General features: G+C 73.8%; 18 protein-coding genes. 9 read left to right on the top strand and 9 right to left on the bottom strand.

The window, feature by feature from the left end; translation table 11 throughout:
* Window positions 1-34: 34 nt before the first annotated feature.
* Window positions 35-1,708 (bottom strand): LCP family protein, encoded by a 1,674-nt coding sequence (locus ETD83_RS10405; RefSeq protein WP_138644860.1) that lies wholly within the window; start codon window positions 1,706-1,708, stop codon window positions 35-37.
* Window positions 1,709-1,853: 145 nt separating this feature from the next.
* Here ETD83_RS10405 and ETD83_RS10410 point away from each other — a divergent pair, with 145 nt between their 5' ends.
* Together ETD83_RS10410 and ETD83_RS10415 are read left to right on the top strand one after the other, a co-directional pair.
* A complete protein-coding gene (locus ETD83_RS10410) occupies window positions 1,854-2,948 on the top strand; it encodes a glycosyltransferase family 2 protein (RefSeq protein ID WP_138644861.1) in 1,095 nt (364 codons plus the stop codon).
* Window positions 2,949-3,052: 104 nt separating this feature from the next.
* Window positions 3,053-3,805, top strand: a complete 753-nt coding sequence (locus ETD83_RS10415) for a hypothetical protein (protein WP_138644862.1) — start codon at window positions 3,053-3,055, stop codon at window positions 3,803-3,805.
* A gap of 19 nt (window positions 3,806-3,824) precedes the next feature.
* On the opposite strand, the gene ETD83_RS10420 is transcribed toward ETD83_RS10415, so the two are convergent.
* Together ETD83_RS10420 and ispD are read right to left on the bottom strand one after the other, a co-directional pair.
* The gene (locus tag ETD83_RS10420; protein WP_138644863.1) at window positions 3,825-4,574 is read right to left on the bottom strand and encodes a glycerophosphodiester phosphodiesterase; all 750 of its coding nucleotides are present in this window, start codon (window positions 4,572-4,574) and stop codon (window positions 3,825-3,827) included.
* Complete coding sequence (ispD, locus tag ETD83_RS10425; RefSeq protein WP_138644864.1) at window positions 4,571-5,302, bottom strand: 2-C-methyl-D-erythritol 4-phosphate cytidylyltransferase; 732 nt, start codon at window positions 5,300-5,302, stop codon at window positions 4,571-4,573. Before ispD ends, ETD83_RS10420 begins: the two co-directional genes overlap by 4 nt.
* A 194-nt stretch (window positions 5,303-5,496) precedes the next feature.
* Here ispD and ETD83_RS45670 point away from each other — a divergent pair, with 194 nt between their 5' ends.
* From ETD83_RS45670 to ETD83_RS10455, 6 genes are all read left to right on the top strand, one after another.
* Window positions 5,497-6,057: a DUF5941 domain-containing protein gene (locus tag ETD83_RS45670; protein WP_138644865.1), complete on the top strand. Its 561-nt coding sequence runs from the start codon at window positions 5,497-5,499 to the stop codon at window positions 6,055-6,057.
* Window positions 6,054-6,719, top strand: coding sequence for a DUF5941 domain-containing protein (locus ETD83_RS10435; protein ID WP_205717588.1), 666 nt, complete (start codon window positions 6,054-6,056; stop codon window positions 6,717-6,719). The genes ETD83_RS45670 and ETD83_RS10435 overlap by 4 nt, the downstream gene beginning before the upstream one ends.
* Window positions 6,716-7,459, top strand: coding sequence for a phosphocholine cytidylyltransferase family protein (locus ETD83_RS10440; RefSeq protein ID WP_138644866.1), 744 nt, complete (start codon window positions 6,716-6,718; stop codon window positions 7,457-7,459). Before ETD83_RS10435 ends, ETD83_RS10440 begins: the two co-directional genes overlap by 4 nt.
* A 65-nt stretch (window positions 7,460-7,524) precedes the next feature.
* Entirely contained in the window at window positions 7,525-8,580 is a 1,056-nt protein-coding gene (locus ETD83_RS10445; RefSeq protein ID WP_171064123.1) for an iron-containing alcohol dehydrogenase family protein, read from the top strand.
* Complete coding sequence (locus tag ETD83_RS10450) at window positions 8,570-9,472, top strand: CDP-alcohol phosphatidyltransferase family protein (RefSeq protein ID WP_230420814.1); 903 nt, start codon at window positions 8,570-8,572, stop codon at window positions 9,470-9,472. The genes ETD83_RS10445 and ETD83_RS10450 overlap by 11 nt, the downstream gene beginning before the upstream one ends.
* Window positions 9,473-9,495: 23 nt before the next feature.
* Window positions 9,496-10,350 carry a glycosyltransferase family 2 protein gene (locus ETD83_RS10455; protein ID WP_138644883.1) on the top strand — a complete coding sequence of 285 codons (855 nt, stop codon included), beginning with the start codon at window positions 9,496-9,498 and terminating at the stop codon, window positions 10,348-10,350.
* Here the strand turns inward: ETD83_RS10455 and ETD83_RS10460 are convergent.
* From ETD83_RS10460 to ETD83_RS10475, 4 genes are all read right to left on the bottom strand, one after another.
* On the bottom strand, window positions 10,347-10,985 hold the full coding sequence (locus tag ETD83_RS10460) for a TetR/AcrR family transcriptional regulator (RefSeq protein ID WP_138644869.1): 639 nt from the start codon (window positions 10,983-10,985) through the stop codon (window positions 10,347-10,349). The genes ETD83_RS10455 and ETD83_RS10460 overlap by 4 nt on opposite strands.
* A gap of 111 nt (window positions 10,986-11,096) precedes the next feature.
* Window positions 11,097-13,628 (bottom strand): HelD family protein, encoded by a 2,532-nt coding sequence (locus tag ETD83_RS10465; protein ID WP_138644870.1) that lies wholly within the window; start codon window positions 13,626-13,628, stop codon window positions 11,097-11,099.
* An 83-nt stretch (window positions 13,629-13,711) separates the two neighbouring features.
* Window positions 13,712-14,215, bottom strand: a complete 504-nt coding sequence (locus tag ETD83_RS10470) for an SRPBCC family protein (RefSeq protein WP_138644871.1) — start codon at window positions 14,213-14,215, stop codon at window positions 13,712-13,714.
* A gap of 32 nt (window positions 14,216-14,247) precedes the next feature.
* The gene (locus ETD83_RS10475; protein ID WP_138644872.1) at window positions 14,248-14,838 is read right to left on the bottom strand and encodes an HD domain-containing protein; all 591 of its coding nucleotides are present in this window, start codon (window positions 14,836-14,838) and stop codon (window positions 14,248-14,250) included.
* Between the two features lie 55 nt (window positions 14,839-14,893).
* On the opposite strand from ETD83_RS10475, the gene ETD83_RS10480 reads away from it, so the two are divergent.
* Window positions 14,894-16,906 carry an outer membrane protein assembly factor BamB family protein gene (locus tag ETD83_RS10480; RefSeq protein ID WP_138644873.1) on the top strand — a complete coding sequence of 671 codons (2,013 nt, stop codon included), beginning with the start codon at window positions 14,894-14,896 and terminating at the stop codon, window positions 16,904-16,906.
* A 16-nt stretch (window positions 16,907-16,922) separates the two neighbouring features.
* Here the strand turns inward: ETD83_RS10480 and ETD83_RS10485 are convergent, their stop codons facing one another.
* Complete coding sequence (locus ETD83_RS10485; protein WP_138644874.1) at window positions 16,923-18,086, bottom strand: glycosyltransferase family 4 protein; 1,164 nt, start codon at window positions 18,084-18,086, stop codon at window positions 16,923-16,925.
* A gap of 249 nt (window positions 18,087-18,335) precedes the next feature.
* Window positions 18,336-19,598 (bottom strand): nucleotide sugar dehydrogenase, encoded by a 1,263-nt coding sequence (locus tag ETD83_RS10490; protein ID WP_138644875.1) that lies wholly within the window; start codon window positions 19,596-19,598, stop codon window positions 18,336-18,338.
* Window positions 19,599-19,732 lie beyond the last annotated feature (134 nt).

Genomic DNA, 19,732 nt, shown 5'->3' on the forward strand with positions numbered 1-19,732 from the left:
CCCTTCGCGTCTAGAACATCATTCTAGATCAGGGTCAGCCGCAGAGTTTCTGGGTGGCGGTGTCGGTGTCGATGCCCGCGGTGGGGGAGGCGCTCGGCGACGCGCCGCCCGCCTCGACCTTTCGCGTGCCGGACCAGTTCGCGCCGACCAGGACCTGCAGCCTCGACCCGAGCGCGTCGATGCGCTTCAGCTTGGCGCCCGGGATCGCGGCGGCCAGGGTCTTCGCGGACTCCGCGCCCGCCGGTCCGTACTGGATCTGCGTCGTCTGCAGGCCGCGGCGCGCCACGCCGGGCACGACCGTGGTGCGGAAGCCCTGCTCCCGCAGCTGCCCGCCCGCCCTCGTCGCCAGGCCCTGCGTGCCGACCGCGTTCAGGACCCGGACGGAGATGTCGTCCGGCGGCACGGTGAGCCGGTCCTCGGGCTTCTGCGTGGGCGGCGCGCTCGGCTTCTTCGTGTGCTCGTCCAGCGGCTGGTCCCGCCGGATCCTGGTGAACAGGTCGCGCGCCCTGTCCTGGTTCCACTGGACGACCGACTGCGGCGCCGGCGTGTTCCACAGGACGGCGTTGTACCCGGGATTCGCGAGCGGGATCTTCGCGAACGTCAGGTCGTCGGTCTTCAGGTCCTTCATCTGCTCGGCGAGTTCCGGCAGGTTGTCGGCCAGCTCCGAGTCGACGCGCAGCGACTTCAGCGACGCCTTCAGGAACCTTGTCGACTTCACCGGGTCGCTGAGCGTCTTCGTCGACAGCGCCTGCTTCATCATCGACGCCATGAACTGCTGCTGCCGGTCGATGCGGCCGAGGTCGCTGCCGTCCGACAGCGTGTAGCGGGCGCGGGTGAACGAGAGGGCCTTCAGGCCGTCCACGTGCGACTTCCCTGCGGGGAGCCGGAGCCCGCTCTTCGGGTCGTTGACCGGCACCTCGGTGCACACGTCCACGCCGCCGAGCGCGTCCACCATGCGCACGAACCCGAAGAAGTTCACCTCGACGTAGTGGTCGATGGACACGCCCGTCGCGCGCTTGACGGTGCTGACCGTGAGGTCGGGCCCGCCGAACTGGTACGCCCAGGTCAGCTTGCCCGGACGGGCCGGGATCCGCGCCCCCTTGGCGCCCTCCGAGCCGTTCGATTTGTGCGCCGGGATCGTCACGTACGAGTCGCGGGGCAGGTTCACGACCGACACGCTGTCGTGGTCGCGGGAGATGTGGACCAGCATCATCGTGTCGGACCGCTCGCCGGGCTGGTGCCCGAGCTTCGCCGCCTTCTGCTGTTCCCTCGTCAGCCCGTCGCGGCGGTCGACCCCGGCGACCAGGATCGTCATCGCGCCCTTCGGGGCGTCCTTGCCGCGGCCGAGCCCGCCGACCGACACCTCGTCGATCAGGCCGGTCACGTAGTTCTGGAACGCCCACGCGCCGCCCGAGGTCAGCAGGACGACCACCGACATCGTCCCGGTGAGCGTGAGGAACCGCTTCTGCCGCCGCGCGCTCATCGCCGCCCGCGGGCTCAGCCCGCGGCCGGGACGGCGCGGGCCGCGCGGGCCCTCCACCGAGACGCGCGGCGCGGGCATCCCCTCGATGGTCACGCCCTCGATGTCGCCGTCCGCCGCGGGGCCCGCCGCCCCCTGCGCGCCCGGACGCGGCCGGAAATAGCGCTCCAGCGGGTCGGCGTCCGGCGGGTCGCCCGCGCCGCGACCCGAGTCGTACCCGTCTGCCATGCCGGCCGCCGCCTCCCGAAGACGTCGTTCTGACGCGAATCCCCACCACTCTAAAGTGGGGGACACCCGTCCGTTCGCTACCTGGACATCGTGTCCGTGCAGTAACGTGGCGCCGTCTTGCCCACTCTGCGCCCCGCGAGCACATATGAACCCGTCTCCCCATGCCCAGAGCGCCACGCAGCAGGAAACGAAGCAGGAAACACAGCACGCCGTGAAACCCCGCAGCGATTCCGGTGAACGCACCTGGCCGGCGGTGTCGGTGGTGATGCCGGTCCTCAACGAGCAGCGGCATCTGGCCGACGCCGTCCGCGGCATCCTGACCCAGGACTACCCGGGCGAGCTCGAACTCGTCCTCGCGGTCGGGCCGTCCCGCGACCGGACCGAGGAGATCGCCCGCAAGCTCGCCGCCGAGGACCCGCGCGTCCTGGTGGTCGCGAACCCGACCGGCCGCACCCCGCAGGGCCTCAACATCGCGATCAAGGCGTCGCAGTACTCGATCATCGTCCGGGTGGACGGGCACTCGCTGCTCCCGGCCGACTACGTCCGCGCCGGCGTGGAGACGATGGAGGAGACCGGCGCCGACAACGTCGGCGGGATCATGGCGGCCGAGGGCGTCACCGCGTTCGAGAAGGCCGTCGCGCGGGCGATGACGTCCAAGCTGGGCGTCGGGAACGCCCGCTTCCACACCGGCGGCGAGGCGGGCGACGTCGAGACCGTGTACCTCGGGACGTTCCGCCGCAGCGCGCTGGACCGCGTCGGCGGCTACGACGAGACGTTCACCCGCGCGCAGGACTGGGAGATGAACCACCGCATCCGGCAGACCGGCGGCCGGGTGTTCTTCACGCCGCGGATGCGGGTCACCTACCGTCCGCGCCCCAACCTGCGGGCCCTCGCCAAGCAGTACTTCCACACGGGCCGCTGGCGGCGCGTCGTCGGGCGCGAGCACCAGGGCACGCTGAACCTGCGCTACCTGGCGCCGCCGATCGCCGTGGTGGCGATGGCCGCCGGCGCGGTCGCCGGCGCGTTCGGGTTCTGGCCCGGCTGGATCGTGCCCGGCGGGTACGCGGCCGCGATGATCGCCGGGGCGGTGGTGGAGGGGCGCGGGCTGCCGCCGTCCGCCTGGGCGCGCCTGCCGCTCGTGTACGCCACCATGCACGTGACCTGGGGCGTCGGCTTCCTGACGAGCCCGCCGCGGCTCGGCCAGCCATCTCCGGTCAAACCGGGCGAGTCAGTGCAGTAACGGGCAGAAAACCCAAATCGACCTCCGAACCCGCGTGCCTTCGCGCCCGTCTCAGGGTTAGGTTTGGCGGGATCTCGCCCGCCGACCCGGTTTGGAGGGTGGCCATGTCCAACGGAGCACGCCACGGCCTAGGTGCGATGGTCGGCCTGGTCGTGACGCCGATCATCGCCGCCTGCCTGATGTACGGGACGATGAGGCTCAGCTCTTTCATGCGGACCTTCTCCCTCCACGGAGACGACCGGTGGATCGGAGCGGGCGTGATGCTGCTCGCGGCCGTGCTCATCGGGCTGGTCGCGGGCTCGCGGGTGTCGCCGCTGGCCTCGCTGATCCCCGGCGCCGTCTACGGGGTCGTCGGCCTTCTCTGGGTCCTGGCTCCGCGCTGGAGCTTCGAGCACGCCGGACGCGACGTGCTCCCCAAGGACCTCCGCTACGGGTACCTGACGCTCGGCCCCCTCGGTCTCTTCCTGGTGCTCGGCGTGGCGCTCGTGGTGGCGTCCGTCGCGCCGTCCCGCTGGCAGGCGCGTGCCGGGATGGGCGCCGCGCCTCGGTACGGAGCGCCGCCGCCCGCGCCGATGGGGCCGCCCCCCATGCACGGCGCCCCGCCGCCCATGGGGGCGCACCAGCCGCACCAGCCGCACCAGCCGCACCAGCCGCATCAGGCACCGCAAGCACCGCAGGCGCCGGGACAGAGTTCGCCGCCCTGGCAGGGGACGCCCCAGTACGGCCATGCGCCCGCCGCGTCCAACCCGCCTCCGCTGCCGCCCGCGTCCGAGAGGCCCAAGCCGTCCTCAGGACCCGGGTCGGACGATGACGACGAGCCGGGCGAGTGGACGCGCATGTACGGCGGCAACCGCTGACGCTCAGCGCCGCTGACGCTCAGAGCGCCGCGAGCACGCCGGGGACGTCGTTGACCACCATCGCGTCGAACCCGGCGGCCGCGTAGTCCGGGGCGGTCTCGGCGGTCGGGCACCAGACGACGGTCTCCAGGCCCGCCTTGTGCGCGACGTCCACGCAGTGCTCCAGCGGACGCAGCCGCGTGTCGGGATGGTCGATGCCGCACGACCCGGTGTGCACGCCGACGGCGTCCAGCCCGAGACCGGCCGCGGCCGGGACGGCGTGCCACAGCGGGAACCGCAGCCACGTCAGCAGGCCCAGCGGGACGCCGGGCAGCCCGTCCCGCAGGAACGCCAGCAGCGACGGGTCGAACGACGTGACGAGCAGCCTGCGCCGCTTCGCCTCCCGCTTCAGCACCGGCAGCAGCAGCGCGCCGGTGCGGCGTGACGGGTCGTCCACCGCGTCCTCCAGGACGGTCTTGACGTCCACGTCGACGGCCACGTCCGGGGGCAGCGCGTCGAAGACGTCCGCGAGCCGGGGCAGGCCGCTCGCCGTGGCCGGCAGGTCCACCACGTGGTCGCCCTCGGACGTCGTCGGGTCGTGCCGCAGGACGAGATCGTCGTCGGCCGTCCGCGTCACGTCGATCTCGATCCAGGCCAGCCCCGCCTCCACGGCGGCGAGCATCGACGGCAGCGTGTTCTCGGCGACGGGCGCCCGCGCGCCCGGCGGCGTGAGGTCGCCCGACCCGTAGCCGCGGTGGCCGATGACGGTGGGCGTGCTCTCGAAGATCAAGGGATGTCCCCGGTGGTGGGATGGCCTGTGGTGGGATGGCCGGTGGCGAGATGCTCGGCGACGACGGCGTCGAGAGGCTGGGTGACCTTGAGGTTGCGCTCGCTGCCCGCGACGACCCGGATCGGGACGTCCGGCAGGTAGCGGTGCACGATCCCGCAGTCGTCGGTCGCGCGCAGCTCCGGATCGGCGAGGGCCAGCTCGTACGCCTTGCGGATCGTGCCGAGCCGGAACCCCTGCGGGGTCTGGAACCGGCTCATCGTCTCGCGCGGCGGCATGGAGGCGATCAGGCCGTCCTCGACCACCACGATCGTGTCGGACGAGGGCACGCCCACCGCGACGGCGTCATGGGCGTCCAGCGCGTCCAGGACGCGGTCGATCACCGGGGCGTCCACGAACGGCCGGGCCGCGTCGTGGAACAGCACCCGGGTGTCGTCGGGACGGCCGTCCAGCGCGCGCAGCGCCGCGACCGTGGACGCGGTCCGGGTGTCGCCGCCCTCGATCACGGCCGCCGTCTTCCGGAACGGCGCGGCGATCGCGGCCGCCGCGCGAAGGTGCCCGGCCGCCATCACGACCACCACCTCGCCGACGCCCGGATGCGCGTCGAACGCGCCGACCGCGTGCGCCAGGATCGGCCGCCCGCCGACCTCCACGAGCTGCTTGGGGCGCCCGGCGCCCATGCGCGCGCCGACCCCGCCGGCGAGCACCACCGCGACCGTCCGCGTCCCCATCTCTCCTCGATTTCCCGCGACACCCGGTCATCGGGCCACTACGCTGTGCACCTGCCCATAGTCGTTCCGACCGGCCGGAGGCCCGATGCTCCAGGCGTCCCCGCGCGTTCGGCCGGTCACGCTCAACGTACCGCCGGGCTCCGCCCGGCGCACGCCCCGCGACCATCCGCCCAGACCGAGAGGCGGCCGATGCCGTGGACGACCTCACGCCGGACACCGTATCGGCGATCTCCCTGGCCTTCGCGGTGCTCGCCGCGGTGTGGTTCTCGGACGGCACGCGCGGCGGCCTGGTCGCCGGGGCGCTGCTGCTGTGCGCCTCGGTCGTCCTCGGGGCCTTCCGGCCGGACGGCGGCGTCCTCGACCGGGCCGGTGAGTTCGCCGTGTACGCGGGCCTGACGGCCGGCGCGGCCGGGGCGGTCGGAGCCGCCGGAGCGGCCGTGCCCGGCGCGAACCTGTGGTGGGCGGCGACGGGCGCGGTGGCGCTGCTGTCCGTCCGGGACATGATGGACGCGTCCTACGCGGCGACCCGGCCCGGCCACTGGGAGCCGTCCGGCCAGGGCGCGACCGGCTGGGGCGGCGTGCTGCGGCGGGTCGGGAAGGGCCTCGGGCTGCCGCCCGGCGAGCGGCTCGCGCTGGTCTCGGTCACGGCCGCCGTCGCGGGCGCCCGGCCGACGTTCGCCGTGCTCCTCGCGTGGGCCTCGGCCGCGTCCACCGTCGTCCTCGCCGGACGCGCGGCAAGGTCTCTCGTGCGATGAGGGCCGCCCTGACCACCAGGACGCTGTGGGCCTTCCGGGACGACGGCCCGGCGTCCCGCGCGCTCGGCCGGATGGCCGCCGGACGGCTCCCGCCGCTGCCCGCCGCCGTCCTCGCCGCCGCCGTGACGGGCGTGCTCCCGGCGCTGCGCGCTGACGGCGGACCGGCTCCGGCGCTGTTCGCCCCGGTCGTCGTCCTGCTGCTGACCGGGCCGTCCTCCGCGCACCCGCACAGCGGGCGGCTGGACTGGCTCGCACCGCCCATATTCCGCGGGATCGAGTATGGTTACCTCGCCGTGTTGGGGTTCGCGCACTCCGTGTCGGCACCGCTCGTCTACGTGCTGATCGCGGTGCTCGCGCTCCATCACTACGACACCATGTGCCGTGTCCGCCGGGGGGCCCGGCCGCAGGAGTGGGTCGTCCTCGCCGGGCTCGGCTGGGAGGGCCGGATGCTGCTCGTGGCTCTCGCGGGCCTGTCCGGGTCCCTCCCGTTCGCGTACGCGGCGCTGGCCGCCTACCTTGGCGTGTTGTTCGGCAGTGAGAGCGTCCTCACGTGGACGCGGCGCGATCGCGGCCGTGACGCTGATGTGATCGTCGACTCGCGGGAGCACTGGTCCGGGGGTGTGGGGGGCGGCCCCCACAATGAAGAGAGAGGCAAAGCATGATCGGCATGGTGCTGGCGGCGGGCGCGGGCCGGAGGCTGCGGCCGTACACCGACACCCTCCCCAAGGCCCTCGTCCCCGTGGTCGAGAACGCGGACGGCGCGACGACCGTCCTCGACATCGCGCTCGGCAACTTCGCCGAGGTCGGGCTGACCGACGTCGTCATCGTCGTCGGCTACCGCGCCGGCGCGGTCGAGGAGCGCCAGGCCGGGCTGGAGGAGCGGTACGGCGTGTCCATCACGCTCGTCCACAACGACAAGGCCGAGGAGTGGAACAACGCCTACTCCATGTGGCTGGCTCGGGATCACTTCTCCAAGGGCGTCCTCATGGTGAACGGGGACACGGTCCATCCGGTGAGCGTCGAAAAGACACTATTGGCGAACCGCGGGCCTGACATCCTCCTCGCCGTGGACGATGTGAAAACTCTGGCTGACGAGGAGATGAAGATCATCCTCGACGACGCGGGGCACCTGAAGACCATCACCAAGCTGATGGACCCCTCCACCGCCAACGGCGAGTACATCGGCGCCACCCTCATCGAGCCCGCCGCCGCCGAGCCGCTCGCCGACGCCCTCAAGGCCACCTGGGAGCGGAACCCCGACCTCTACTACGAGGACGGCTACCAGGAGCACGTGAACCGGGGCGGCCGCATCGGCGTGGCCCCGATCGGCGACATCGAGTGGGTCGAGGTCGACGACCACGACGACCTGGAGAAGGCCCGCCGGATCGCCAAGGGCTACTGACAAGGGCCACTGACCGGAAGCACGGGACGACCCGAGCGAGGAGGCTCATGCCCCTGCTGACGCGGATGCTGAACGCGCCGCTGTCCATCGACGTGCGGCGCGGCGCCGTCGCGGGCCTCGGCGAGTTGCTCGCCGACAAGCGGATCGCCACCGAGGGGCGGGTCGCGATCGCGGTCGGCCCCGGGCAGGGCGACCAGATCGCCGAGCACGTCCGGCACTCCCTGTCGGCCTGCGAGGTGTACCGGGTCGAGGACGGCAGCGTCGACGCCGCCGTCGGCCTCGGCGCCAAGCTGCGCGCCGGGTCGTACGAGGCCGTCGTCGGGATCGGCGGCGGCCGGACGATCGACGCCACCAAGTACGCGGCGACGCTGTCCGGCATCCCGATGGTGTCGGTCGCGACGAACCTGTCCCACGACGGGATCTGCTCCCCGGTGGCCTCGCTCGTCCACGACAAGGGCAAGGGCTCGTTCGGCGTGGTGATGCCGCTGGCGATGATCGTCGACCTCGACTACGTGCACGCCGCGCCGCCCCGCCTCGTCCGCGCCGGGATCGGCGACGTGGTGAGCAACTTCTCCGCCGTGGACGACTGGCTGCTCGCCGCCGACGAATGCGGCGAGCGCGTCGACCGGATGGCGCTCACCGTGGCCCGCACCGCCGCGGAGGCGCTGCTGCACCAGCCCGCGTCGATCGAGTCGGACCGGTTCCTGACCGTCCTCGCGGAGGGGCTCGTCCTGTCCGGGATGGCGATGGCGTTCGCCGGCGACTCCCGTCCGGCGAGCGGCGGCGACCACGAGATCCTGCACGCCATCGACCAGCTCTTCCCCGGCACCGCCAACCACGGCGAGCTGGCCGGGATCGGCGCCGCGTTCTGCTACCACCTGCGCGCCACCCATCTCGGCTCCGGCGCGGACCGGCTGGCCGAGATCCTCACGTGCCTCGGCCGGCACGGCCTGCCGCGCCTGCCGAGCGATATCGGGCTGTCGGTCGACCAGTTCGCGGAGGCCGTCTGTCACGCCCCGCAGACCCGCCCCGGCCGCTATACGATCTTGGAACACCTCGGCCTCGACAAGGGCGCGACCCTCAAGGCGGTGGAAGAGTATGTCCAGGCCCATGGAGGCTGAGATCCCCGGACGAAGCCGCTCCCCCGAACCCCCCGGCGACGCAGGACCCCCCGGTGGTGAGTCTCCCGGCGGTGAGCCCTCCGGTGGCGAGCCCCGGCCGCACCGCAAAGGCGCCGCTGTCGCCGACGTCCGCCGGTACGGGCAGCCGCCCGGCCTGAAGGACCGGCGCAACGAGGAGCACTGGGCCGGCCGCCTCTACATGCGCGCCCTGTCCCCGTACTTCGCGTGGATCGCGCTGCGCCTCGGGTTCAGCCCCAACCAGCTCACCTATCTGATGATGCTGAGCGGCGTCGCCGCGGGCGTCGTGGTGTCGCTGCCCGCCTCCCCGGTGTGGACGGCAGTCGCCGGCGCCGTCCTCATCCAGATCTACCTGCTGCTCGACTGCGTGGACGGCGAGGTCGCCCGCTACCTCAGGCAGACGTCCGTGGCGGGGGTGTTCCTCGACCGCATCGGCCACTACCTATCCGAGGTGTCGCTGCTCATCGGGCTCGGCTTCATGGCGCAGGGCGGCTGGGAGAACGGCGGCTGGGCCGAGCTCGGCCTCGTCGCCGCGCTCGGGGCAGCGCTGATCAAGGCGGAGACCGACAACGTCGTCGTCGCGCGGGCCAAGTCGGGCCTGCCCGCCGACCCGTCCGGTGGCGACCGCGCGCTGCGCCCCCGCTCGACGGGCATCGCCCTCGCCCGGCAGGCCGCGTCCACGCTGCGCTTCCACCGCATCATCGGCGCGGTCGAGCTGTCGCTGCTGATCCTCGCCGCCGCCCTGCTCGACTCCGTCTTCGGCGCCGACGGCCCCGTCGCGGTGCGGGTGCTGATGGTCACCGTCGCGGCGGTCGCCGTCCTGCAGACGCTCCTTCACCTGGTCAGCATCCTGGCCTCGCGGAGGCTGAAGTGAAACTCTCCGTCGTCGTGCTGACCATGGGCAACCGTCCGGACGAGCTGGCCCGCGCCGTCCGCAGCGCCCTGGAGCAGGACCACGTGGACGTCGAGGTCGTCCTCGTCGGCAACGGCGTCGACCCCCTCGGCGGCAAGGCGGACGTCGCCCCGTTCGACGACGAGCGCGTCAAGACCCTCGCCCTTCCGAAGAACGTCGGCATCCCCGCCGGGCGCAACCGGGGCGTGGCGGCGTCCTGCGGCGACGTCGTCCTCTTCCTGGACGACGACGGCTGGTACCGCTCCACCCGCCTCGGCACGTACCTGCGCGACCGGTTCTCCGCCGAGCCCGATCTCGGCGTCATCTCGTTCCGCGTCCGCGATCCCGAGGGCGGGCGCGGCGAGCGCCGGCACGTGCCGCGGCTGCGCGCCGGCGACCCGGAACGGTCCTCCGCGGTGACGACGTTCCTCGGCGGCGCCTGCGCGATCCGCCGCGCCGCGTTCGACGCCGGCGGCGGCCTCCCGGAGGACTTCTTCTACGCGCACGAGGAGACCGACCTCGCCTGGCAGATCCTCAACGCCGGGTACCGGATCGTCTACGACTCGTCCGCGGTCATGTTCCACCCGGCCGTCCTGCCGACGCGGCACGACATGTTCTACCGCTACAACGCCCGCAACCGCGTCTGGCTGGCCCGCCGCAACCTCCCGTGGCCCCTCGCCCTCACCTACCTCGCCGTGTGGGTCGGCATGACCGTCGTCCGCGAACGCAGGCCGAGCGCCCTCAAGCCCTGGTTCAGGGGCTTCACGGAAGGCTGGCGCAAACCGGCGGGCCCGCGCCGCCCCATCTCGTACCGGACCGCCTGGCGCATGACCCGCACCGGACGGCCCCCGATCATCTAGGGGCGTGTGACGGCGGCGAGGACCAGGCGGGTCAGCTCGGCGGTGATGTCGTCCACGGGGATGTCCTGGTCGCGGGCGGACCAGTGGTGGACGAGGTTGTTGGCGGCGCCGATGATCGCGATCATGGTGAGCCGGTGGTCGCGGTCGACGGCCTCGCCGCGCCGGACGGCCTCGCGGGTCATCGCGAGCAGCGCGTCCTCCCACTGGCCGTGCCAGTTCAGCCGGTGCCGCTCCAGGTTCGCGCTCACGCCGATGACCTCGACGAACGCGATGCGGGCCCAGCGCGGGTCGCTGGCGGTGACGGTCACGAACGCGCGGACGGCGCGCTCCACCCGGGTCGCGAGGGCGGCGCCCGCGGCCTCGGCGAACGCGGTGGACAGCGCCCGCGAGGCGCGCTCGTTGATGGTCCGGTGCAGGGCGGTGAGCAGTTCCTCGCGCCCGGAGAACTCCTCGTAGAAGTTGCGGGTCGACACGCTCGCGGTCGCGCACAGCCGTTCGATGGACGTGGCCGCGTAGCCGCGCGTGCCGAACAGTTCGAGGCCGGCCGCCAGCAGGCGCTCCCGCCGTTCGGCGCGGCGCTCCTCGGCGGACCGGCCGCCGTAGCTCCGCCTGGGGGCGGGATTCCGACCGCTCATCGATCTCCGTCCACCCGTCCGAATGGGGCAGCGTCAGCCTAACCCGCGCGCCCGGGCGCTTTTCACGGCCGGACGGACGCGGCCTCTCTGAGCTGCGCGGACGCGCGGAGGTCAGTCCTCGAAGAGCCGGTCGCGCCAGTCCGGGTCGGCGGTGAGGACGGTCAGCCGCTGCGTCGCCCGCGACACGGCCACGTACAGCACGCGCAGCCCGCGCGGGGACTGCGCGGCCACCGTCTCCGGCGCGACGATCACCGCCGCGTCGAACTCCAGGCCCTTGGCCTCAAGGACGTCCAGGACCTGGACGCGGTCCGGCAGGCTCTCGGCGAGCCGGTCCCGGTCGGACGCCGTCCAGGCGGTGACGGGCTCGTCGAACAGGCTCGCCTGCGCGCCGGACTGGTCGAGGGACAGCGGGACGATGACGCCGATGGTGCCCTCCACCTGGCCGAGCAGCTCCTCCGCCGCCTCCCGCGCGGCGGCGGGCAGGCCGGGCTCCGGGACGACCCGCGCCACCGGCTCGATGCCGGACGTGCGGACGGCGCGCGCCGGGCGGGCCTCCGGCAGCGCGACGGCCAGCACCCGCGCGGACACGGCGGCGATCTCGGTCGAGTTGCGGTAGTTGGTGGTGAGCTCGTACTCGTGCCGCACGCGAGCGGGGGCGGGCTTGCGCGCGGCGCCGCCGCGCCCGCGGCGGCCCCTGCCCCGGCCCCGGGACCTGGACGCGGGCCGCTCGCCACCGAGCGCGACCTCCATGGCCTGGCGGGCGGCGTCCAGATCCTCCCAGGCGCTCTGGGCCGGGTCCTCGACGATGGTCCAGCTGGCCTGGCGGCCGCGGCGGCCGAGCATCCGCCACTGCATGGGCGAGAGGTCCTGCGCCTCGTCCACGACGATGTGCGCGTACTCGGGGCGCTCCTCGACCACGCCGTCGTCGACGCGCCGCGAGCGTTCCAGCCGCTCGATGGACGTCGTCAGCTCCTGCATCTCCGGCTCCCACGTGTCGTCCACGACGTCCTCGCCGGTGAGGATGTTGACGCCGTCCACGACGAACGGGTCGTCGTCGGCGGGGGCGGGCTTGCGCCGGGACGGGCGGGGCGGCGAGCCGAGCAGCGCGTCGATCTCGTCCAGGAGGGCGACGTCCTGGTAGCTGAGCGGCGCGTTCTCGCCCTTCCAGGAGGCGGCCAGGGCGTCGAGGCCGGCGCGGTCGAGGTCGCGTCCGGCGGCGCGGCGCAGCCGGGACGGGTCGCCGAGCGAGCGCAGCACGTCCAGCGGTCGGCGGATCGGCCACCAGGCGACGAGGAAGTCGGTGAACGCGCGCTGCTCGCGGACGCGCGTCTCGAACCGGGTGCGCTTGGGGTCGCCGCTCCCGTTCTCGCGCCCGCTCCCGTTCTCGCGCCCGGACGCCTGGTCGAGGGGGTCGTCGAGCGCGGCGAGGCCGTCCGCGGCCAGGATCGCGTTCCACAGCCCCGCTTCGGCGCCCTCCGCCGCCTCGGCCGCCTCCTGGCCGCCGACGTCGGTGAACCGCTCCCAGAGGGCGTCCAGGAGGAGCTCGGCGGCGCGGCCCCGGGCGGCGTTGACGCTGCCGCGGCTGCGCCGGTGGACCTCGTTCCTGACCCGGTCGAGCCGGGCGCGGTCGAGCGTCACGACGACGCCCTTGAACACGACGCGCAGCTCGTCCGGGGCGCCGGGCGCGTGGTCGGTCACGGCGCGGCGCAGCACGGCCGCCATCTCGTCCGCGCCCTTGAGCCGGGCGAGGCGGGGCGCGTCGTGGACGGTCGCGGTCACGCCGTCCACCAGGTCGCCGAGCGAGCGCAGCGTCGCCGAGCCCTCGCCGAGCGAGGGCAGCACCCGCTCGATGTACGCGGTGAACCGGCGGTTCGGCCCGATGACCAGCACGCCCCGGGAGCCGAACCGGCGCCGGTGCCGGAACAGCAGGTACGCGACGCGGTGCAGCGCGACCGCCGTCTTGCCGGTGCCGGGGGCGCCGCGGACGAGGATCGTCCCGTCGGCGGGCGCGCGGATCACCTCGTCCTGCTCCCGCTGGATCGTCGCGACGATGTCGCGCATCGCGCCCTCGCGAGTGCGGGCCAGCGAGGCGAGGAACGCGCCGTCGCCGACGACCGTCATGCCGTCCGCCGCGTCCGGGTCGAGGAGGTCGTCCTCCAGGTCGACGACCGTGTGCCCGCGCGAGTGCAGGACGCGCCGCCGGACGACGCCGCGCGGATCCTCCGGGGTGGCGCGGTAGAAGTCCTCGGCGGCGGGCGCCCGCCAGTCGATCACCAGGGAGTCGTGCTCGCTGGTCCGGACGCCGACGCGGCCGATGTAGCGGACCTCCCCGGACGCGTGCTCGGCGGGGTCGTGGTCGGCGCGGGCCAGGTCGAGGCGTCCGAAGACCAGGCCGTCGTCGGCGATGTCCAGCGCCCGGGCGCGCAGCGCCGCCTGGTGGACCATCGCGTCCCGGTCCACGAGCGAGCCCTTGGTGCCCGCGAGCGACTGCCGGTAGCCCTCGCGGATCATGGCCTGGGCGTCGGCGCGCATCTCCTCCAGCCGCGCGTACGCGATGTCGACATAGCGCTGCTCGGCGGCGATCTCCTGATCCTTCACCGTGCCGCCGGAACCGGTCGTGAGCCCCGTGACCTGGGACGACATGCAGGCTGCTCCTCGCACGTATGTGACGCCGGGGACGTCCCCCCGGTACCCCGAAGGGCCGAAGGAAACAGCCTAATCGGTGTTCATCGCCGTGCGATCTCGGCGGCCTTCCCGATGCGGGCGAGGGTGGCGCGCATGCTCTCGCGGTTCGCCGCGGCGCGCCGCTCGGCGGGGACGCCGGTGAAGACCTTGCCGAGCAGCGAGGTGACCGCGGCGCTCCGGCGGTCGCGCCGCAGGTCCTCCCAGTACTCGGTGAGCCGCGTCCGGGGGGCGGACGGGTCGTCCGCGATGTCCTCGATGCGGTAGCCCCACAGCGCGACCGGCATCCCGAAGGTGGACACGCGGAACGCGAACGCCTCGCCCGGCACCGCGACCGTCACCTGGCAGGTCGTGAACCAGACGCGCCAGCCGATCCGGTTGAAGCCGACGAACTTCGTGCCCGGCGCGATCCTCCGGCCGCGGATCCAGGTGGCGAACAGCTCCGGGCTCCACTCGCGCATTCGGCGCAGGTCGGCGACCGCCGCGTACACCGTTCTGGCCTCGGCCTCGACGGCCACGCTCTCCTCAACGACCCACTCCCGCTCCATGCGCGGGATTCTCCCACTCCATGACCGTCCGGTCACATCAGGTGGGCGAAATGGCGGCGCCAGGACGCGTACCAGTCCTTGAACCAGGGGTCGGACTCGGCCAGCGGGACGATGTAGGTCACGGTCTCGGCGTAGTAGCGGCGCTGGAAGTCGGGCGGCATCCGGTCGAGGGTCTGGACGTTGCTGGCGCGGTCGGCGAGCTTCACCAGCACGGCCTCCCGCGGCGCCTCGCCGAGACGGCGCAGGTAGGCGGCACGGGCGGCGCGCTTCGCCTGGCGGCCCGTGCCCGTGGACGGCGGCTTGGTCACCCAGTCGACCAGCTCCGTCACCACGGGCCCGAACCCGGCCTCCACGTCCGCGAGGGTGGCCGGGGTGTCCTCGACCACGTCGTGCAGCAGCGCGGCGGACAGGACGTCGGGATCGGTCACGCCCGGCCCGCTGACCAGCACCTCCAGCGCCTCCAGCAGGTGCTGGACGTACGGGTCGCCGGTCGGACGGAGCTGGTCGCCGTGCCAGCGCTCCGCTGCGGCGGCGGCCCTGGCGAGAGCGTCCACGTCGATCTCGCCCCCGGCGAGGGAGGTCCGGGCCTCGTCCCAGGTTCGCCAATGGGTGAAGACCTTCACGTTCCGCTCCGTTCTGTCGCGCCGACGCCCGCCACAGGGCATGGTGGGTGTCGTCTTGCAGGCACAGTACGCGGAGGGAGGCGGCGCGGTCGTGGTCGCGAGCCGGCAGCGGCCCGGTGGACGGCCGGAGTCCGTGGGCGGTGTCCGCGTCGCTCTCGGCCTGGTCTCCGGAGCGGTGGCCATCGCGCTGTGCGCCGTCCTCGTCGACCGGTTCGTGCTGGGCGCGGAATGGTGGCAGGTCCGGCACACCGTGACCGCCGAGCCCGTCACGCCGCAGAGCGAGACGGGCCCGCCGCCCGGCCCGCTCGCCGTGAGCTGGGAGCAGACGACCCGCACGCACCACGGGGCCGTCGCCGGGCATGACGGCGTCGCCTACGCGGTCGCGCAGGGCCAGGTCGTGACGGCGTCCGGGCACGGCCTCGACGTCCGCGACGCGCGGACCGGCGCGCCCCGCTGGAGCTACCGCCGCTCCGGGTGGACGCTGCTCGGCTGGGCGTCCACCCGGTCCCGGCTGGTCGCCCACTTCCAGCGGGACGGCGACCGCACCGACCGGCTGCTCGTCGCGTTCGACGCGCTGTCGGGCGGGCTGCTGTGGCGGCGGGAGGGCGAACGCCCGGCGGCGGTGTCCCGGGCGACGCTGCGCTGGCCCGCGGGCTCGGACGTGCTGCTCACCACCGACGAGCCCCGCCGGACGCTGTTCGGGGTCTCGGCGGTGTCCGGCAAGCGGGTGTGGCGGCTGGCGCTGCCGCGCGGCTGCCGGCTGTTCGAGGGCGGCGCGCGCCCGTCCGACGGGCGGGAGTCCCTCGCGGCGCTGGCCCTGGAGTGCGCCGGAGGCGACCGCCACAGCCGGCTCCTCGCGGTCGCGCCGGCGACCGGCTCCGTCCGCTGGAACCGGCCGCTCGGCTCCCCGGAGTCACCCGAGGTGTCGATGCTGGACGGCGTGACGCTGGCGTCCGACGGCACGGCGCTGCGCGCGTTCGACGACCGCGGCGGGGCGTTCGCCGAGTGGAAGGGCGACGGCGTGTGCGGCGACGCGATGTGCCAGGCCGTCCTGACGGCCGGACGGCTCATGATCGTCTACCACCCGGACGGGGAGAGGCGGAGCGTGACCCGCATGGAGGCGCGGCGGGTCCCGTCCGGGAAGGTCGAATGGGAGCGGGACGTGCCCGCGTACGCGGCGCTCGCGCAGGCGGGCGGCCGCGTGTTCGCGCTGCGCCCCCGGCTGTCGGAGCGGCTGCTGCCCGCGGGCGTCGACATCGTCGAACCCGGCGGCGGGACCATCACGACCGCGCCCGCGCCGTTCGCGCTGAACACCGACCTGCCGGGCGCGCGGCCGTGGCTGGCGGCGGCGGGCGGGCTGCTGTACGCGGGCGTCCCGCAGGCCGCGCCGCGCCCGGACGGCGCCGCACGGCTGGTCGCGCTCCGCGGCGGGCTCACCGGCGCCGGACCGGCCGAGCTGGACGGCGTCCCCGCGGGCGACTGGCCGGACGCCTGCTCCCTGCTGGAGAAGGCCGACCTGGCGGCGGCGCACATGGCGGGCCATGTCGCCGAACCCGTCCGCGCCAATGCGGGAACGGTCCGGCTTCCGCGCGCGGTGTCCTGCACGTACAAGCCGTCCAAGGGCAAGCCGTCCAAGGGCGAGCCGAAGGATCCCGAGGGGAAGCGGAGGAACCCGCCCGAACCCGGGCCGACCGGGTCGCCCGGTTCGGCGTCTCCGTCGTCCTCGGCGTCGGCGACGCCGAGCGCGACCGGTCCGGCGGGCACCGCCGGCCCGGTGGGCACGACCGGGCCGGACACGGCCGTGGGGAGCATCACCGTCAGCGTCCGCTGGGTCGCCCGGACGGACCACGCCGCCTCACGGATGCTGGACGCGCTGCAGGCCACGCAGGCCCAGGCCCGGCGGCGCCGCGACATCCGCGCCGACGAGGCGTACGAGATCGGCCCGACCGCGGGCATGATCGCGCTGCGCGTCCGCCGGTACGTTGTGGTGGTGGAGGCGGAGCGGCCGGCGGGCGCGGCGGCGCGCCTCGCCCGGTCCATCGCGTACCGGCTGAACAACCCGTCCTGAGACGGGCCCGCCGGGGTCAGTACTCGGGGACGGGCTTCGGGCCCGGTTCCGGTTCGGGCTCCGGCTCGGGTTCGTGCTCCGGGGCCTGAGCGGGGGAGCGCCCCGCCCACGCCTCCAGCTGGGCGACGAAGCGCTCGGCGTGGACGGGCCAGTGGAACCGCGCCCGGGCGGCCAGGTAGCCGCGCTCGCCGAGGCCGGTGCGCAGGCCCGGGTCGTCGCGCAGCCGCAGGACGGCCTTCGCGGCGGCCTCCGGGTCGCCGAACGGGACGACCAGCCCGCAGTCGGCGGGCTCCACGATGTCCACGGCCGGCGGGTTCGGCGTGGTGATCACCGGGACGCCGCGGGCCATGTACTCCACGACCTTGGTCGGCATCGAGTGCCGGTAGTTCGGCTCGTCGTGCAGCAGCGCCAGCCCGGCCATCGCGCCCTCGGCGATGCGCAGCGCCCGGTCGTTCGGGACGAACCCGTACCAGCGCAGGATCCCCTCGCGCTGCGCGGCCCGCAGCGGGTCCCGGACGTCGGCGTCCGCCGCCCCGATCAGCTCGACCAGCACGCCCTCGGCGGCCAGCGGGCGGGACATCTCGATCATGTCGAGCGCGCCGCGCGCCCGGGAGAGCTGCCCGACGTAGACGGCGCGGCGGCCGTCCGGCTCCGGGGGCCGGCTGTCGGAGACGTAGGTGGTGTTGGGGACAACGGGATGATCTTCGCTGAACCGGGACCGGTAGCCGTGCTCGGCGAGCAGCAGCCGGTGCCGCCGCTCGCTGCGCCGCTCCAGGTGGCGGACGGCGGGCCGCAGCACGGGACGCGCCGGGCCCGGCAACCACCCCTTGGCGCTGAGCGCGGCGGCGGTGTCCTCGTGGACGTCCCACACGACGGTGCGCCTGCGCACCTCGCGCGGGAGCGACACCAGCAGCTCGGGGTCGTGCAGCAGGATCACGTCGGCGTACGCGGCGTGCTCGGCGAGGGCCCGGTGGGCCGCGCGCAAGGCACGGATGCGGCGCCGTCCGGTGGCGCGCGGCACGTCCACCGGGCTGATCTCCCGCCACGGGGTCGCATTACATGCCCGAAATGGAGCGATATATGTGACTTCATGGCCGGCATCGAGCAGCGCGCGTATCTGCCGGTGCAGAATGCGCGCGTCCTCGGGATGGTGCACGACCGTGCATACACAGACCCGCATTATCACTCACTCCGTAGCGAGTCCCTTTCGCCCTCGGCGGCCGTACCGTGCGGGTTCCCGCACCGGGCCGGACGAAAAAGACTCGGACGCCGAATCATGCCCTTTGGGCCGAGTCTTGGGCGTCGATGGAAATTGCCGATGAATTCCCGCTGTCCATGGCGTGGACGATGCCGGGCCAATCCGTCCCCTGTGCTAGGGCACCTGTGTCAGGGCGCCGCGTGTGCCAGGGCACCGCGCCACGACGCGCGCTCAGAGCAGTTCCACGGTGTCCGCGGGGGTGTTCCGCGTCCGGCCGCGGGTGTCGAACAGCAGCGGCGCGTGCCGGGTCAGCGTGGCCGCGTCGTAGGCGGCGTGGTCGGCCAGGACGATCGCCAGATCGGCCGCCTCCAGCGCCGCGCGCAGGTCGCCGCCCGCGTTCGGGACGGCCGTCCCGTCGACGTCCCAGGACTCGACGAACGGGTCGTGGAACGACAGGTCGGCGCCGAGCCGGGCCAGCCGCCGCGCCACCGGACGGGCCGGCGACTCGCGCTGGTCGGCGATGTCGGCCTTGTAGGTGACGCCGAGGAGCAGGACCTTGGCGCCCTTCAGCGCGCGTCCCTCCCGGTTGAGCAGCAGCTGCGCGCGTTCGGCGACGTAGCGCGGCATCCGGTCGTTGATCTCCTGGGCCAGCTCCACGAACCGGAACGGGTAGCCCAGCGAGCGGACCTTGTACGACAGGTAGTTCGGGTCGATCGGGATGCAGTGCCCGCCGACGCCGGGGCCCGGCCGGAACGCCTGGAACCCGAACGGCTTCGTGGCCGCGCAGTCGATCGCGTCCCACAGGTCGATGCCCAATTCGTTGCAGAACACCGCCATCTCGTTGACCAGCGCGATGTTCACGTGCCGGTAGGTGTTCTCCAGCAGCTTGGCCATCTCCGCCTCGCGGGTGCCCCTGGCCAGCACGACCCGCTCGACGAACTTGCCGTAGAACGCCGACGCGGCCGACGCGCACGCCGCGCTCAGCCCGCCGACGATCTTCGGCGTGTTGCGCACCCCGTACACCGGGTTGCCCGGGTCGATCCGCTCCGGCGAGAACGCCAGGTGGAACTCCTCGCCCGCGACCAGGCCGGACGTCTCCAGGATCGGCCGGACGACCTCCTCCGTCGTGCCCGGGTAGGTCGTCGACTCCAGGACCACGAGCGCGCCCGGCTCCAGGTGCCGGGCGACGGTCTCGGACGCGCCGCGCACGGCGGTGAGGTCGGGGCCGCCCTCGGGCGACAGCGGCGTCGGCACGCAGATGACCACGGTGCGGGCGCCGTCCAGGACGTCCTCCTGCAGGCTCGGGACGAACCCGGTCTCCAGCATCTCCTCTATCTCGGCGGGCGAGACGTCGTCGATGTGCGACAGCCCGGCCTTGAGCCCGGCGACCACGCGCGCGTCGCGGTCGAGACCGGCGACCCGCAGGCCGGCCCGGCAGGCCTCCCGCACGAGCGGCAGTCCCACGTAGCCGAGTCCGATGACCACCAGATCCACGCCGGAGGCTCCCTTCCAGCATCTATGTGAGGGCGCACGCGCCTCGGCGGCGCCGTATGCCTAGGTGATGGCGTATGCGGACCGGTAGCCGTCCGCGACGGCCCGCCAGGTGCGTTCCGCACGGACCCATTCCC

The sequence above is a fragment of the Actinomadura soli genome (genome assembly GCF_005889715.1).
Lineage (GTDB): Bacteria > Actinomycetota > Actinomycetes > Streptosporangiales > Streptosporangiaceae > Spirillospora > Spirillospora soli.